Below are 14,641 nucleotides of genomic sequence, written 5' to 3' on the forward strand. Positions count from 1 at the left end.
GGACGATCTAAACGAACGGGTCGTATATCGCGCACTATTTCTTCCTCACGGCGCTCACGTACATCATCATCGTCATTTTGCTGTTGAGGTTGTAAGCTCCAATGTTGTATATGATGAATCGGCGATAAATTAGAACTAGGCAAACTGCTTTGTGCCTGAATCGGAACACTCAATATACATCCCAATAGACTCAGTATAACCAAGAGTATTGAACGAATTTTTTTCATCCTCAGTCACCGCATTGCCTCTCAAACTGCAATCAGTCTGCCTGAAACTGCATCGATGAATTTGAAGAAAAGACAAGCAATGTATACTTGTTCGATATCTCTTCTGTTAAAACGGTAAATAAATTTAACTACAATCTTAAAAAGACCAAATCCAGAAAATACGAATCAATTGACCACGATCATAAGGAAAACTCGAAATATATTCATAACCGATTTTATGATCAGCATTAATTTTATAAGTCATCCCATAACCAAATGAAATGGATAAATCATGGGCACTGATATGCTCTGAGCCAGCATTGATCATTTTATTTTTTAAAGCATCGGTATTATAGGCGGTGTAATTATAAATGTTGATCCGTTCATTCGAATAAAAAGGGTTTTTCAGGATTTCATAATCATTTTCTTCTTGATCGCGCTGCTCAGCTAGATGTTTTTGGATTTGATTCAGATCGGTATTTTCAGGATGATGCTGGTCGCCAACAATCTGTTCTGTGTTATTTTCTGCAAAAAAATCATAGGCATAAACATTGGATAAGCATGTGATTCCACCGACGACCAACAACCCCAAAATAATGTGCTGAAAACTCATGATCTGATGAAAACAACCAATAAAAAGGTAGCATACGCTACCTTTAAACTTGAATAAATACAAACGACTAAGTTAATCCGATCACAGCAACAATCGCAGCCAAACCCGCCATGATCTTACGACCGTAAGGCACATAACGATTGATCAATGCACCCAAGCCAAGCCCCACTGCGTAGAGAATTGCCATACCCGAAATCATGCCTAATACCAATCCGACCACATGACCTTGTGGCGCAAGCTCAACACCATGTGCCATGCCATGAAAACTCGCCATTAATGCCGCAGCTAGGGGTAAAACACGATAGGATTTGCTCCATAACGCCACGGCTAATACTATCAGCGAAGCAACAATGCCATATTCAGCCATATTTGCAGGCACAATCTGATTGGCACCTAAAACAAAACCAACTACCAAGCTTAGGCTTAAACCCAATATCCCCAAGACTCGCCATTGTTTAGCAACTGTCCAGAGCAAAACACCAAAACCAATCGCCATCACCAGATGGTCAAGTCCCGTAAATGGATGAATCAGACCTTCCCAAAAACCCACATGCGTCTGATCATGCCCGGGATGTGCCATCGCCATCATTGGTAAAAAGCCAAAAACCATAGCCAACACGTGTTTGTTGAATGCGCGCATAGCGCCTCCTTAAGCTTTAAATAAGCCCTGTTTTTCAATAAATTCGATGATCTGATTTAAACCATCTTCAGTTTTCATATTTGAAAATAAAAATGGTTTTTCGCCACGCATACGTTTGGCATCCTGCTCCATCACATCCAGATTTGCCCCAACCATCGGTGCAAGATCGGTTTTGTTAATAATCAGCAAATCAGACTTGGTAATGCCCGGCCCGCCTTTACGTGGAATCTTTTCACCGCCGCCAACATCAATCACGTATAAAGTCAAATCAGAAAGTTCTGGACTAAAGGTCGCCGCCAGATTATCGCCACCGCTTTCAATGATAATTAACTCTAAACCATCAAATTTTTCACATAAATCATCAATGGCTGCCAAGTTAATTGAAGCATCTTCACGAATTGCAGTATGTGGGCAACCGCCAGTTTCGACGCCGACAATACGGTCTGGAGACATCGCCTCATTGCGGGTTAAAAAGTTGGAATCTTCCTTGGTATAAATATCATTGGTCACTACGGCCATATTATATTTATCACGTAATGCACGGCATAGGTTTAAGGTCAATGCGGTTTTACCTGATCCGACTGGCCCACCGATACCGACACGTAAAGGACTACGTTCTGTCATAATTATTTCCTATTTCTATAACTGAGTTAAATTTTTTTGGGAAAACATCTTAGATTTCTTTCATCGGATCTTCTTAATTCTCACTGGGGAAGAAAATAAAGAAAGTCTAAATAATGATGAAAAACCTATCTAAGATCCCCCACATTTATGATCTAAATAATCTGGAATACTGCGTTTCATGTTGCATACTCAACATGGCATAACGCGGTAAAGCACTGCTGAGTTCATCATCCTGTAGTGCCAAAGCCTGCTCGACTGCCTGTGGTACAAGACTATGCAAATGCCATAAAATGCGTTGTCCACTCATCTGCCCCAAAGGCACAGTTTTTACCGCTGCCAACACCTGATTTTCCAACACACTAAAGCTATATGCGGTCAAAACATCCGCTTCATTTAAACCTAACCGACCACAGAGTTGTGCATAGACAGGAACAAAACCAAATTGCTTTTTGACCTCAACGGGCATTTTCAGGACATCTTTAATCCATGCATTTAAAGAAAATGCCAACTGTTGCGATTCGGCTAAAAGCTCTTTGCTTTCACGACTGGCTTTATATAAATTTGCCCAGTGTAAAAATTGCGCATCATCTGCATAAGATTGCACCAGTCGCTTGAGTACAGGCAGTTCAAATCTAACCAGCAGCATTTCCAGCACTTCTTCAAAATAAGCCATGCTACTGGCTTCATCCTGAATTAGTCCTGTTTCAATCGCGCTTTCTACACCTTGCGAATAGCAATACGCACCGACAGGTAACGCCGTTGATGACAAAGTCAACAGCTTAAGCAGTTGCGCGGCATTAATGGACATGATGCAAGGACTTAATTGGGCTTAAACGATGATNNTGTGCATGCTGAGCATAGGCACCACTTTCAGGTTCAAAAGCATGTTCAACCTGTTTCACTTGCAAGCCCAAACCTTCGACCATTTCCGCCAGAACATGATCAGGCTCAAAATAAAGTGCATACGGGGTCAACATAAGTGGCACGTGACGATTACCCAAATGATAAGCCGCTTTAAGCAATTCAAAATCTGTTTCAGCAGTCACTTGCATCAATTGTTCAGGTTTGGCATCAATACGTAATACCTCACCCTCATTAGTGGCAATAAAAGAACCGCTACGTAAAATACCTGTACGCGGCAAATCCGCACCAATATCAGTGCCATTGGCTAATGTGGCACGAAAACGGGACTTTTGTCGTGTATCAAAGGTGAGTTCAACCGTTTCAAAGACTTGATCTGATGCAATTTCATCAAGACGCTGGGTGTAGATTTTCATACAATTCCTCGTACTTATTTTTAATCATCAAAACAAGAAATAACGCTGTGCCATCGGCAACACATCCGCAGGCTCACAGGTCAATAACTCACCATCGGCACGTACCTCATAAGTTTCAGGATGAACATCCATCACTGGGCAATAGGTATTATGCTTCATATCCGCTTTGGTGATATTACGGGTGTTTTTACAAGGGCTAATCAATTTCTTCAGTTTTAACTTTTCAGCCACACCATTTTCAATAGCGACTTGTGATAAAAAAGTAATACAGGTGTTATGCACGCCACGCGGATAAGCACCAAACATCGGACGATAATGTACAGGCTGTGGCGTTGGAATGGAGGCATTAATATCACCCATTGGTGCTGCTGCGATCATGCCACCTTTAATAATCATGGACGGTTTTACCCCAAAGAAAGCGGGTTTCCACAACACCAAATCTGCCAGTTTACCTTCTTCCACCGAACCGATTTCATGACTTAAGCCATGCGTAATCGCAGGATTAATCGTGTATTTGGCAATATAGCGTTTAATTCGATTGTTATCATGCGTGGCATTATCGCCGTCTAATGCACCGCGCTGAACTTTCATCTTATGTGCGGTTTGCCATGTCCGAATAATCACCTCACCGACACGCCCCATCGCTTGCGAATCAGAAGACATCATCGCAATTGCACCCAAATCCTGCAAAATATCTTCCGCAGCAATGGTTTCTCGTCGGATACGACTTTCTGCAAATGCTACGTCTTCGGCAATTGCTGGATCAAGATGGTGACACACCATCAGCATATCCAGATGCTCATCGATGGTATTGATGGTATAGGGACGAGTTGGATTGGTTGAAGATGGTAAAACATTGGCCTGACCAATCGCTTTTAAAATATCGGGTGCATGTCCACCACCTGCACCTTCGGTATGATAGGTATGGATGGTACGATTTTTAAATGCAGCCAGTGTTTCTTCCAGAAAGCCACTTTCATTTAAGGTATCCGTATGAATCGCCACCTGTACATCAAATTCATCTGCAACACTTAAGCAATTATCAATGGCTGCTGGTGTTGAACCCCAGTCTTCATGTAGTTTGAGTCCTACCACACCTGCTTTAATCTGTTCACGAATCGGATCGGGCAAACTTAAGTTACCTTTACCTAACAATCCAATATTCATCGGTAAATCATCAATGGCCTGTAACATGGTCGCAATATGCCAAGGCCCCGGTGTGACTGTGGTTGCTGATGTACCTGCTGCTGGGCCAGTACCACCACCGACCATCGTGGTCACACCAGACATCAACGCCGTTTCGACCTGTTGCGGGCAAATCCAGTGGATGTGGGTGTCAATCCCGCCCGCAGTGAGAATCTGCCCTTCACCTGCAATCACTTCGGTTGCTGCGCCTAGTGGAATGGTAATATCTGGCTGAATATCAGGATTACCTGCTTTCCCAATTTTCCAGATCCGGCCATTTTTAAGACCGACATCGGCTTTGACAATACCCCACCAATCGACAATGAGAGCATTGGTAATCACTGTATCAGCAACGTCATCAGCCAGCATTTGCGATTGCCCCATACCGTCACGAATGACTTTACCGCCACCAAACTTAACTTCTTCACCATAGGTGGTGAGATCTTGTTCGACTTCAATAAACAGATCGGTATCGGCTAAACGAACCCGATCACCTACCGTTGGCCCAAACATTTCAGCGTATGCACGACGCGACATTTTCATAATAAGTTTCTCTGTAATATTTTATCTTTTTAATCCAATGCACCCATCACACGACCTGCAAAACCATACACTTCGCGTTTCCCTACCAATGCCACCAGTTCCACATCACGGCTTTGCCCCGGCTCAAAACGTACTGCGGTTCCTGCGGCAATATTCAATCGATAGCCCCTAGTTTGCTCACGATCAAACTGCAAGGCATCATTGGCCTCAGCAAAATGAAAATGCGAACCGACCTGAATTGGACGATCACCCGTATTGGCGACACTGACTTTTAAAGTCTGGCGTCCGACATTTAACTCGATTTCGCTGTCAGGGGTGATTACTTCACCAGGAATCATCTTGTTCTCCTTATTATTGTTATACGATCGGTTGATGAACCGTAACTAATTTAGAACCATCAGGGAAAGTCGCTTCGACTTGTACTTCGGCAATCATCTCAGGCACACCTTCCATCACATCATTTTTAGTTAACAGTGTGGTGCCGTAGTGCATCAATTCAGCCACACTCATTCCATCGCGCGCACCCTCAAGCAAAGCTGCTGAAATAAAAGCCACCGCTTCAGGATAATTCAATTTCAGTCCACGAGCTTTGCGGCGCTCTGCCACCAATCCCGCAGTAAAAATCAGCATTTTGTCTTTTTCGGTCGGATTAAGTTCCATGAATTCTTCCTAATCTTGATGGTTTAATTTAAGCAAAATATATGCACAAATTGTGATAATGATCTTGATATGTCATGCGACTCATCAGCAGTATTGAATAAGCCATATATCAAGTGCGCCAAATACGCGGAAATTCCTCATCCAGATTAAACCAGTAGCGGCGCAGTCTGGCTCGAATAGCTGCAAATGCATCGTGACACGCACGCACGTCATCTCCCAAAAAACGCGCACAGATCACATCGTCCAGTAACGTTAATCTAACAGGCACTTTCATACGTACCATCAATTCACGGATCAATTCAATGTGTTGTTCTAGATAAAAACTTGCACGATATTGTTCAGGAGCCGCCGCCCATAAACTTCCCATGACCGCACAGCCGTTCATGCCTAAACATGACGATAACCAACGATCCTGACCTTTAAAACGCAATGTATCTGCCACTAAAAGTTTCTGCTCACGATACAATTTAAATTGATTGGCATACGCCCCACTTTGAAAGGTTTCAGCACGTGCTTGTCGTCCTAACACCAGCATATCCCAACCAATAAAACTCGCAGTTTGATCCAGATGAATACGGGTTTCTGAATGGGCATTAGCACCATCAAATAGCATGGTTTCCTGAGGAAGCCATTCCAAAATCGAATGATCTTTTACAGCTAAATGAATATGCTGAAATGCCTGTTTACCATTGGTTTTATACCATTTCCCCGCGCCAGGTGTCGTCACTACCGCATGGGCATTTTGTTGGGTCAAAATTTGAAAAGTGAGATGATCCCCCCCTGCAATTCCCGCAGGTGGATGCACAATAATCGCATGGCACACCCCTGTCTTTTCAGGCCACAGCATTTTTTGCACCCGAACAGGACCATAATGTTTACGATGATTCATAATGGTGCGTTGACCATCATATTTAAATCCTAGTTCCAACTCGGCATACCACAAAGCTTTAGACCTTTGGGCTGTAAAGTCCTGTGGTTGATTCATTGCATTCCTTTTATAACGAAATATGAAGGGTATTGTTATAATGCAAAAATTGCACCAATAACTTGCAAATGATGCTTTTGCAAACTATATGCTCTATTTATCATCAATCCTCAAACAATATAGGTTTGATTTCAGACTGGGTTTTTCCTAATCTTAAGTCATCTTGGTACTCTCTAAAAAGTGATTTGACATGGAAATTCAAGAACAAGTTGTGCTGGTGACAGGGGGAGCGCGTGGTCTAGGCCTAGCAATTTCTCAAGCTTTACTCAAACAAGGTGCTCGTGTTGTAGTCAACTATCTCAATAGCCATAGCGCCGCACAAGATTTGCAACAACAATTTCCAAATCAGGCTTTGATCTATCAGGCAGATATCACTCAAGCTGATCAAGTTTTAGCAATGTTTAAAGCTGCAAAACATCATTTTGGTAGTGGAATTACATCTGTAGTCAATAATGCATTAATCAAATTTGAATTTAATGGAGAAGCGCGTCCGCATATTGAAAACTTACATTGGGACGATATGCAGCAACAATTTGAAGGTGCTGTAAAAGCCGCAATAAATACCCTACAGGTTGGACTTGAGGATATGAAAGCAGCGCAGTTCGGCCGTGTGGTGAATATTGGAACCAATCTGGTACAAAATCCTGTAGTGCCCTATCATGACTATACCGCTGCCAAAGCAGCTTTATTGGCTTTCACACGTACCAGTGCGCATGAACTCGGTCAATATGGAATCAATATCAACATGATTTCAGGTGGTTTACTCCAAACGACTGATGCCAGTAAAGCAACACCTGATGCGGTATTTGATTTAATTGCGGCATCGACTCCGCTCAGACGTACCACCACACCAAAAGAATTTGCAGATGCTGTTTTACTGTTCTTATCGCCGTGGTCACGTGCTATTACAGGCCAAAATTTAATCGTAGATGGCGGTCTGGTAAAAAACTAATTTTTCCGATCCAGATAAAATTGCTTAATTAGCCAAAAATTAAGCAGTTTTTTTAAATATGCCAACTTTTTTACTTTAAAATCCTTATAAACTATTTGCTTCTTTTATTTTCACTCAATTTTTATGAAACTTTTCTTGGTAATCGCCACGTGTAGCTTATTATTCGGCTGCGTACTTGGAAGTTCGAGTGAAATTAAACGTGCTGAAAAAATGCTTGAATATTTTCAGTGCAAAAATATTGAAGTTCATGAGATGCCTCAAAGTAATATCAACACTTTTCATCAGCAATCTTTAGCAGTAAGCAAACAAAAAGCCAGTCACTATATTGAACAATATAAGCAAGGGGAAAGCCTGTTTGATATGCCACTTGATGAGGTTGTTGAACAGCAATATCAGCTGTATAAATCTGCATGCCAATCTTTGGGTGGTGTCACATCTGACTGATGCCTCATCAATTGATGAAAGCCTACACAACACAACTAAATTGATACTAAAACAATGATTTTGTTCAAATTGCTTACATATCGCTACTGTTTACAGAACGTGTAATTTTGTAGGCTAATCTCTGATTTAAAAAAACTTGGATAAATCGATATGAAAAAATCACTGATTGCGATTGCAATTGCCAGTACTTTATTAGTGGCATGTTCAAAAAAAGAAAATCAGACTGAAACAACGACCTCTGCTGCTGACCAAACTCCTGTTGCCTCCGCTCCTGCTGAAACAGCAACGGCTGTTGATACAGCTCATACAGCTGAAAATTCTCTAGATTGGGCGGGTGATTATAAAGGCAAATTACCTTGTGCGGATTGTGAAGGCATCCAAACAGAGCTCGAATTAAAAGCAGATAAAACTTTTGAATTAAAAGAAACTTATCTGGGTGGCAAAAGCGATGGTAAGCCAATCGAAACTAAAGGCACATTTAAATTTGATGAACAAAAACCTTCAGTAATTGTTTTGGATACTCAACCAGATCAGCGTCAATTCTTTATTGGTGAAAACACCGCGACCGCTTTAGATATGGAAGGTAATAAAATCGAAGGTGCGATGGCTGATCTTTACGTTCTTAAAAAAGAAAGCCATTAACATGTCCTGTTTTATAAAATATTGAATACCAATCCTAAGTGATTGGTATTTTTACAAATACCGCATAATGAAATAAAGTTTCTAAAAAAACCTGTTCAATTATAAAAAACAAAACACTATAGTAAGATCAAACTATCAATCAAATCGAAGTAAAAACAAGGATTCTCTTCAATGAAAACGCGTGTAACCGAATTACTAGGTATTGAATATCCTATCGTTCAGGGCGGGATGATGTGGGTCGGACGAGCTGAATTAGCAAGTGCTGTTTCAAATGCAGGAGGGCTTGGCACATTGACAGCCCTAACTCAACCAAGTCCTGAAGAGCTACTCAAAGAAATTCAGCGTTGCCGCGACATGACGGATAAACCTTTTGCAGTGAATTTGACTTTTTTACCCGCGATTAATCCGCCACCTTATGCCGAATATCGTCAAGCCATTATCGAAAGTGGCGTCAAGATTGTAGAAACCGCGGGCAATAAACCTCAAGAACACATTGAAGATTTTAAAAAGCATCATATTACGGTGCTGCATAAATGTACGTCAGTACGGCATGCGCTTTCTGCCCAGCGTATGGGGGCAGATATCATTTCAATTGATGGTTTTGAATGTGCTGGGCATCCAGGTGAAGATGATATTCCGGGACTGATCTTAATCCCAGCCGCTGCCAATCAAGTCAAAATTCCACTCATCGCCAGTGGCGGGTTTGCCGATGGTCGTGGTTTGGTGGCTGCTTTGGCATTAGGTGCAGAAGGCATCAATATGGGAACGCGTTTTTGTATGACGCAAGAAGCACCCATTCATGAAAAAATTAAGCAGTACTATTTAAATCAGGACGAACGCTCAACCAACCTGATTTTTAGAAAGTTCCGCAATACTACTCGAGTGGCAAAAAACAGTATTTCCGATCTAGTGGTAGAACTGAGTCAAAAACCTGATATTCAATTTGAAGACATTCGTCCTTATGTGTCTGGTGCAAAAGGTCGTATGGCTTTAGAAACGGGTGATGTCGATGCAGGCTTACTTTCCGCAGGACAAGTGTTGGGACTGATTCATGATATTCCAAGCTGCCATGATCTCATTCAAAGCATTATGACTGAAGCACAAGAAATTATTCAGCAACGCTTAAATCGTTTAATAGATTGATTATTCTTTATTTTTTAATAATTTAGTTCATTTCTCATATCATAAAAAACCCTGCCCATGCAGGGTTTTTTTTAAACCATTCGACTTAGTGAGCGAATTGGTTCATGGTATTTTTGCTCGCATCACCCGCTTTAAGCGCTTGTTCACCAGCAAAGATTTCTTTATGGTCATCACCGATGTCAGAACCAGCCATTGCTTGGTGTTTAACACATGCGATACCACCGCGGATTTCTTTACGTTGTACGCCAGCAACATAAGCCAACATACCTTCTTCACCGAAGTAACCTTTCGCAAGCTCATGTGTAGAAAGAGCAGCAGTGTGGTAAGTCGGTAGAGTGATCAAGTGATGGAACACACCCGCTTCACGTGCAGCATCAGCTTGGAAAGTACGGATTTTTTCGTCAGCATCAGCAGCTAATTCAGAGTTATCGTACTCAGCGCTCATCAACTTCGCACGGTCATAACCAGAAACATCTTTACCTTCAGCAACCCAACGATCATAAGATTGTTGACGGAAGTTTAACGTCCAGTTGAATGACGGAGAGTTGTTATAAACAAGTTTTGCATTTGGAACTTGTTTTTTGATGTCATTTACGAAACCAGCAATACCAGCAACGTCTGGAGTTGGTGTTTCGATCCAGATCATGTCTGCACCGTTTTGTAAGCTCGTTACACAGTCAAGTACAACGCGGTCATGTTGAGTGCCTTCACGGAACTGATACAAGCCAGAAGCTAAACGAGTTGGACGGTGTAATTTACCATCACGTTTGATCAGGATTTCGTCTTCTTGAGCATCAGCGATATCAATTTCTTGAGTGTCTAAGTAGCTGATGTATTGAGAAGCCAAGTCACCTTTCTCTTTAGATACAGGGATCTTTTGAGTCAAGTCTGCGCCTTCAGAGTCAGTACGTGCAACGATTACACCTTCGTCAACACCAAGCTCAAGGAATGCATAACGTACAGCATTGATTTTCGCAAGGAAGTCTTCGTGTGGAACAGTTACTTTACCAGCTTGGTGACCACATTGTTTCGCATCAGAAACTTGGTTTTCGATTTGGATTGCACAAGCACCCGCTTCGATCATTTGTTTAGTCAACAAATAAGTTGCTTCTTCGTTACCAAAACCAGCATCGATATCGGCAATGATTGGCACAACGTGAGTTTCGAAGTTGTCGATAGACGCTTCGATTTCTTTCACTTTTGCAGAATCACCAGCCGCTTCAGCTTTTTGTAAAGCACGGAACAAATCGTTGAGTTCTTTTGCATCCGCTTGACGCAAGAATGTATAGATTTCTGCGATCAACTTAGGCACAGCAGTTTTTTCGTGCATAGATTGGTCAGGAAGTGGACCAAATTCAGAACGAAGTGCAGCAACCATCCAACCAGAAAGGTAGATATAACGTTTGTTGGTTGTACCGAAATATTTTTTGTTCGCAATCATTTTTTGTTGCGCGATGAAACCATGCCAGCAACCCAAAGATTGAGTATAGCTGCTGTTGTCAGCATCATATTCAGCCATATCTTTACGCATGATAGCAGCTGTATATTTAGCGATGTCCAAACCAGTATGGAAACGGTTTTGAACGATCATGCGAGCAGCGTCTTCAGGACGAATCGCGTCCCAAGTGCCACCTAATTTATTTTTTACGGCACGTACGTGCTCAAGAGCTGATTGATATGTCATGATATATTCCTTTTTAGGATTTCATCGAAAAGATGTCATGCTGAACAGTCATGTTTATTTGACTCGACTATAATTCAGTCACTTCATCAATATGCTCACAGCTTAGTCTGAGCTAAAAAATTAATCCAATATCCTCCATTAATCTTCAGTATTTTTTAAAAAAATATATAGATTAAAGTCGTATTATAATTATATTTCAAAATATTAAGATTTTGATTTTATTAAAATAAATAAAAATCAAAGATTCATAAAACTGTTTAAACTAAATAATTTAAGTGTTTTTTAATGTCTTCGACTGAGATCTTGCTACTCATTGAAGCATCGATAAATGTAAAAAATAGTAAAAATTTGCCAATGTGAAGGTGAATCAGGCTTGTTACAGTCGAAAGCTAAAGAATGAAAATCAGATATTCATTCAGTTTTTCTAATTTGAATGTAAAGCCCATGCAATGTTTTTCATCTCTTGCTTGAATTTTTTAAAGCCTCACTATTGTTTAGGCTGAGCGAGATGAGGTGCTGTTTTTTGCAGCGTTTTTTTACACAAATAGTTTCATCTATGGCATAATCATTCGCAATTTCATAATTTTATTTTCGGTATTTTTTTTATGAATCTGGAGCGGGTAGATCTTAATCTATTAATTTATCTTGACGTGCTTCTTCGCGAAAAAAATGTCACTCGTGCAGCCGAACAATTGGGCGTTACCCAACCCGCGATGAGTAATATTTTGCGTAGACTTCGCAATTTATTTAATGATCCCCTCTTGATACGCTCCTCAGAAGGCATGACTCCAACCGAACGTGCGCTGGAATTACAACCACGTATTCGCGATGCGCTTTCTGATCTCTCTATGATTTTGGAGCCTCGTACCGAATTTCGTCCTTATACTAGTAATCGTGTGTTTCGGATTATGACTTCCGATTATGCCGAGGCAACACTGGTTCCTCGTCTGGTCAAAGCCTTGCGTTCAGAAGCACCCAATGTTGTTTTGGATTTTCTAACCCCAAGCGATGTGTCTTATCGCGATATGGAACAGGGTAAAGTTGATCTTGCGATTAATCGATTTAATGAAATTCCACAAAGTTTCCATCAGGTCTTAGTTTGGCGAGATAGCTTCAGTTGTTTACTCAATGATAAACATCCAGCAGCACAGCACCTCAACCTCAAAAATTATTTGGATGCACAACATATCTGGGTTTCTAAAACAGGCATGGGCGTTGGCTTTGGGATTAATCCTGATAAACAGGCAGGTCTGGGCTGGATTGATCAGGCATTAGAACGAATTGGACAAAAACGCAAAATTTCAGTGTTTACCCGACATTATCAAATGCCAGCTTTATTGGCTCAAAATGTAGATTTGGTTGCTACTCTACCTACTCGTATGGCGCGCCTACAAGCCAATAATCCAAAATTACTCATCAAAGACCCTCCGTTTTATATTCCCGAGTTTGAACTTAAGATGGCATGGTGCCCTCTATTACATCATCATCCTGCGCATCGCTGGTTGCGCCAATTGATTTTATTTGTGGCGCGTCAGATGATTGAAGAAGAAAATCGTGAGTTTTTAACAAATAATTCGCAGTTTTCGCATTATTAAAATAAATTTTTGTTAATTTCTTCTATTTTCAAGCTTATACTTAATTTCGTACGGAGGTAGTTTCGACTACCTCGCTTTTTCTTGTTGTGTTAAAACTTTCTCATAATAACGAATGACTACAGGTGAACTGTGAGCCTCTTTCAAAACGTCGTTATCATTGCCATACTGATTATCGCGGCGGGTTTTTTATCTTTAACTGAAATCGCGCTGGCGGGTGCTCGTAAAGTAAAATTAAAAATTCTTGCGGAATCGGGCGATGAACGCGCGCAAAAAGTCCTTGATCTTCAGCATCAATCGGCTGATTTCTTTGCCGCTTCTCAAATCGGTCTCAACGCCGTCGCTATTCTTGGCGGTATCTTGGGAGAAGCAGCTTTTCGTCCATTTTTTGTCCATCTGGTCGATCGTTTCTATGATGGGCCGTGGACAGAAACGATTGGCTTTGTACTTTCCTTTACCTTTGTCACTTCTCTATTTATTTTATTTGCCGATCTGATGCCAAAACGTCTGGCGATGATTGCACCCGAAAAAATTGCAGTCTCGGTCATCAATCCGATTCAGGTATTTATCAAAATTTGTAAACCTTTAGCATGGTTTATCAATGCGATTGCCAATTTGCTATTTCGTTTATTTAAAGTGAATACTACGCGTGATGATAATATTACCTTTGATGATATTTCTGCGGTGATGGAAGCAGGTGCTCAAGCGGGTGTATTACAAAAACAAGAACATCATTTTATCGAAAATGTATTTGAGCTTGAAGAGCGCACCGTTCCTTCAAGTATGACGACACGTGAAAATATCGTGTATTTTGCGCTTGATGAGTCCGATGAAAGTATTCGTCAAAAACTGGCTGAATATCCTTATTCCAAGTTTTTGGTGTGTAATGATAATATTGATCAGGTGATTGGGTATGTCGATGCTAAAGATATTTTGGTGCGTATTCTCAATAGCCAGTCCTTGATTCAGCTCAAAGAAAATACCATCCGTACTGTATTAACTATTCCTGATACGCTGACGCTTTCTGAAGTTTTAGACAGATTTCGTTCGACCAAAGAAAAATTTGCAGTGGTCATTAATGAATATGCCTTAGTCGTCGGGGTAATTACTTTAAGCGATATTATGATTACGGTGATGGGCGATTGGGTTACCCCGATTGAAGCAGATCAGCAGATCATTAAACGTGATAATAATTCATGGCTGATTGATGGCAGTACGCCAATCGAAGACCTGAAGCATGCGCTCGAAATTGATGAAATGCCAGATGAAGAAAACTATGAAACGCTGGCAGGTTTTATGATGTATCAACTACGTAAAATTCCGCGCCCTGCCGATAGTGTTGAGTTTAGTGGTTTCAAATTTGAAGTGGTCGATGTCGATCATTACAAAATTGATCAACTATTGGTCACGCGGATTTTGGAAAAACTAGAAGATCAAAGTTTAATTGAAGA

General features: G+C 41.1%; 16 protein-coding genes. 6 read left to right on the forward strand and 10 right to left on the reverse strand.

Annotated features, from left to right (window positions below; all coding sequences use genetic code 11):
- Positions 1 to 363 precede the first annotated feature (363 nt).
- The 9 genes from JR005_RS01055 to JR005_RS01095 form a co-directional block, all read right to left on the reverse strand.
- Positions 364 to 819 (reverse strand): hypothetical protein, encoded by a 456-nt coding sequence (locus JR005_RS01055; RefSeq protein WP_218665423.1) that lies wholly within the window; start codon positions 817 to 819, stop codon positions 364 to 366.
- 67 nt (positions 820 to 886) lie between these two features.
- Positions 887 to 1,459, reverse strand: coding sequence for a HupE/UreJ family protein (locus JR005_RS01060; RefSeq protein ID WP_218665424.1), 573 nt, complete (start codon positions 1,457 to 1,459; stop codon positions 887 to 889).
- Between the two features lie 9 nt (positions 1,460 to 1,468).
- On the reverse strand, positions 1,469 to 2,083 hold the full coding sequence (gene ureG, locus JR005_RS01065; RefSeq protein ID WP_004990520.1) for an urease accessory protein UreG: 615 nt from the start codon (positions 2,081 to 2,083) through the stop codon (positions 1,469 to 1,471).
- A 145-nt stretch (positions 2,084 to 2,228) separates the two neighbouring features.
- Positions 2,229 to 2,891, reverse strand: a complete 663-nt coding sequence (locus JR005_RS01070) for an urease accessory protein UreF (RefSeq protein WP_218665425.1) — start codon at positions 2,889 to 2,891, stop codon at positions 2,229 to 2,231.
- Positions 2,881 to 3,360 carry an urease accessory protein UreE gene (gene ureE, locus JR005_RS01075; RefSeq protein ID WP_218665426.1) on the reverse strand — a complete coding sequence of 160 codons (480 nt, stop codon included), beginning with the start codon at positions 3,358 to 3,360 and terminating at the stop codon, positions 2,881 to 2,883. The genes JR005_RS01070 and ureE overlap by 11 nt, the downstream gene beginning before the upstream one ends.
- Before the next feature lie 27 nt (positions 3,361 to 3,387).
- Complete coding sequence (gene ureC, locus JR005_RS01080) at positions 3,388 to 5,088, reverse strand: urease subunit alpha (RefSeq protein ID WP_218665427.1); 1,701 nt, start codon at positions 5,086 to 5,088, stop codon at positions 3,388 to 3,390.
- Between the two features lie 29 nt (positions 5,089 to 5,117).
- Positions 5,118 to 5,426: an urease subunit beta gene (locus JR005_RS01085; RefSeq protein ID WP_218665428.1), complete on the reverse strand. Its 309-nt coding sequence runs from the start codon at positions 5,424 to 5,426 to the stop codon at positions 5,118 to 5,120.
- 19 nt (positions 5,427 to 5,445) lie between these two features.
- Complete coding sequence (ureA, locus tag JR005_RS01090; protein WP_218665429.1) at positions 5,446 to 5,748, reverse strand: urease subunit gamma; 303 nt, start codon at positions 5,746 to 5,748, stop codon at positions 5,446 to 5,448.
- A gap of 109 nt (positions 5,749 to 5,857) precedes the next feature.
- On the reverse strand, positions 5,858 to 6,733 hold the full coding sequence (locus JR005_RS01095; RefSeq protein WP_218665430.1) for an urease accessory protein UreD: 876 nt from the start codon (positions 6,731 to 6,733) through the stop codon (positions 5,858 to 5,860).
- Between the two features lie 190 nt (positions 6,734 to 6,923).
- On the opposite strand from JR005_RS01095, the gene JR005_RS01100 reads away from it, so the two are divergent.
- From JR005_RS01100 to JR005_RS01115, 4 genes are all read left to right on the forward strand, one after another.
- The gene (locus JR005_RS01100) at positions 6,924 to 7,685 is read left to right on the forward strand and encodes a 3-oxoacyl-ACP reductase (protein WP_218665431.1); all 762 of its coding nucleotides are present in this window, start codon (positions 6,924 to 6,926) and stop codon (positions 7,683 to 7,685) included.
- Between the two features lie 123 nt (positions 7,686 to 7,808).
- Positions 7,809 to 8,129 carry a hypothetical protein gene (locus JR005_RS01105; RefSeq protein WP_218665432.1) on the forward strand — a complete coding sequence of 107 codons (321 nt, stop codon included), beginning with the start codon at positions 7,809 to 7,811 and terminating at the stop codon, positions 8,127 to 8,129.
- A 150-nt stretch (positions 8,130 to 8,279) separates the two neighbouring features.
- Positions 8,280 to 8,771 (forward strand): copper resistance protein NlpE, encoded by a 492-nt coding sequence (locus tag JR005_RS01110; protein WP_004990548.1) that lies wholly within the window; start codon positions 8,280 to 8,282, stop codon positions 8,769 to 8,771.
- Positions 8,772 to 8,942: 171 nt separating this feature from the next.
- Positions 8,943 to 9,914: an NAD(P)H-dependent flavin oxidoreductase gene (locus JR005_RS01115; RefSeq protein WP_218665433.1), complete on the forward strand. Its 972-nt coding sequence runs from the start codon at positions 8,943 to 8,945 to the stop codon at positions 9,912 to 9,914.
- Positions 9,915 to 9,999: 85 nt separating this feature from the next.
- Here JR005_RS01115 and JR005_RS01120 read toward each other — a convergent pair whose 3' ends face one another.
- Entirely contained in the window at positions 10,000 to 11,598 is a 1,599-nt protein-coding gene (locus JR005_RS01120; RefSeq protein WP_004990558.1) for an isocitrate lyase, read from the reverse strand.
- Between the two features lie 605 nt (positions 11,599 to 12,203).
- On the opposite strand from JR005_RS01120, the gene JR005_RS01125 reads away from it, so the two are divergent.
- Positions 12,204 to 13,193, forward strand: coding sequence for a LysR family transcriptional regulator (locus JR005_RS01125; RefSeq protein ID WP_004990560.1), 990 nt, complete (start codon positions 12,204 to 12,206; stop codon positions 13,191 to 13,193).
- A gap of 129 nt (positions 13,194 to 13,322) precedes the next feature.
- Positions 13,323 to 14,641: hemolysin family protein (locus JR005_RS01130; RefSeq protein WP_218665434.1), on the forward strand; the 1,319-nt coding region annotated here is incomplete at its 3' end.

The organism is Acinetobacter sp. Colony158, assembly GCF_019264745.1.
GTDB lineage: Bacteria > Pseudomonadota > Gammaproteobacteria > Pseudomonadales > Moraxellaceae > Acinetobacter > Acinetobacter ursingii.

Bases quoted from the DNA above. Each gene is read 5' to 3' on its own strand.
- JR005_RS01110 (WP_004990548.1), top strand. From the start codon at position 8,280: ATGAAAAAATCACTGATTGCGATTGCAATTGCCAGTACTTTATTAGTG.
- ureG (WP_004990520.1), bottom strand. From the start codon at position 2,083: ATGACAGAACGTAGTCCTTTACGTGTCGGTATCGGTGGGCCAGTCGGA.
- JR005_RS01115 (WP_218665433.1), top strand. From the start codon at position 8,943: ATGAAAACGCGTGTAACCGAATTACTAGGTATTGAATATCCTATCGTT.
- JR005_RS01095 (WP_218665430.1), bottom strand. From the start codon at position 6,733: ATGAATCAACCACAGGACTTTACAGCCCAAAGGTCTAAAGCTTTGTGG.
- JR005_RS01105 (WP_218665432.1), top strand. From the start codon at position 7,809: ATGAAACTTTTCTTGGTAATCGCCACGTGTAGCTTATTATTCGGCTGC.
- JR005_RS01060 (WP_218665424.1), bottom strand. From the start codon at position 1,459: ATGCGCGCATTCAACAAACACGTGTTGGCTATGGTTTTTGGCTTTTTA.
- ureA (WP_218665429.1), bottom strand. From the start codon at position 5,748: ATGGAACTTAATCCGACCGAAAAAGACAAAATGCTGATTTTTACTGCG.
- JR005_RS01100 (WP_218665431.1), top strand. From the start codon at position 6,924: ATGGAAATTCAAGAACAAGTTGTGCTGGTGACAGGGGGAGCGCGTGGT.
- JR005_RS01125 (WP_004990560.1), top strand. From the start codon at position 12,204: ATGAATCTGGAGCGGGTAGATCTTAATCTATTAATTTATCTTGACGTG.
- JR005_RS01070 (WP_218665425.1), bottom strand. From the start codon at position 2,891: ATGTCCATTAATGCCGCGCAACTGCTTAAGCTGTTGACTTTGTCATCA.
- JR005_RS01055 (WP_218665423.1), bottom strand. From the start codon at position 819: ATGAGTTTTCAGCACATTATTTTGGGGTTGTTGGTCGTCGGTGGAATC.
- ureC (WP_218665427.1), bottom strand. From the start codon at position 5,088: ATGAAAATGTCGCGTCGTGCATACGCTGAAATGTTTGGGCCAACGGTA.
- JR005_RS01085 (WP_218665428.1), bottom strand. From the start codon at position 5,426: ATGATTCCTGGTGAAGTAATCACCCCTGACAGCGAAATCGAGTTAAAT.
- JR005_RS01120 (WP_004990558.1), bottom strand. From the start codon at position 11,598: ATGACATATCAATCAGCTCTTGAGCACGTACGTGCCGTAAAAAATAAA.